Genomic DNA, 985 nt, shown 5'->3' with positions numbered 1-985 from the left:
TCTCCAGTTCTACTAGATAGCTTCCTAGACGACGCAGTTGAAGTCGATATCGATGCTATCTGTGACGGTGAGCGTGTGGTTATCGGCGGTATCATGGAGCACATCGAACAAGCGGGTGTTCAGCCATGATACGATTCAGTTCCATTTTAACGAGCAATTTCAGAGACGGGGATTCGCCCTCTGTCATTTGGGATAGAAGGAAATCAAAATCCTCAGCGTGATAGGCTGGGATGAGTCGCTCTGCTACAGATAGAATTTCAGATTGCTGCATACTTTTATTGTTAGAATGGATAGTGCACTTGTGTTATCGACTAGTTTAAATCGATCTTTAAGTATAACTGGTACGACTGCAACGATTATTTTAATCCGTACGGTCAACGACATCACAATTTGACAACATCATCGTGTAACAAAGTAAATTATTGAGGTTTTATGGCTAAGGCAAAATGAGCTTATGTATGTAATGACTGTGGCGCAGACTTCCCGCGCTGGCAGGGCCAATGTAATGCATGCGGAGCTTGGAACACAATCACAGAGGTTAGGCTCGCTGCATCACCTCAGGTTGCACGTAATGAAAGACTCACCGGCTACGCAGGTAGCGCAACCGAGTCGAGTGTTCAAACACTTTCAGAGATCGACCTACAAGAAGTACCAAGATTCAGTAGCGGCTTTAAAGAGCTATCCCGGTGCGGCGATTCTTATTGGTGGTAACCCAGGTGCGGGTAAGTCGACACTGCTATTACAGACAATGTGTCTGCTCTCTTCGCAGCTTCCCACTTTATATGTGACGGGTGAGGAATCGTTGCAACAAGTAGCGATGCGCGCTTCTCGCTTAGGGTTGCCTAAAGAACACCTGAAAATGTTGTCGGAAACTAATGTCGATAAGATCTGTCAGGTGGCAGAGAAAGAGCAACCGAAGATCATGGTCATCGACTCGATTCAGGTTATGCACGTCGCCGATGTTCAGTCATCGCCGGGCAGTGTA

The 985-nt window shown here is 46.5% G+C and carries 1 pseudogene; it reads left to right on the top strand.

The window, feature by feature from the left end:
* Positions 1 to 432 precede the first annotated feature (432 nt).
* Positions 433 to 985: pseudogene (locus KIV40_RS34150) on the top strand (AAA family ATPase); the annotation flags it as partial.

The sequence above is a fragment of the Vibrio sp. D173a genome (assembly GCF_030248475.1).
This window is presented reverse-complemented; position numbering and strand designations above follow the sequence as displayed.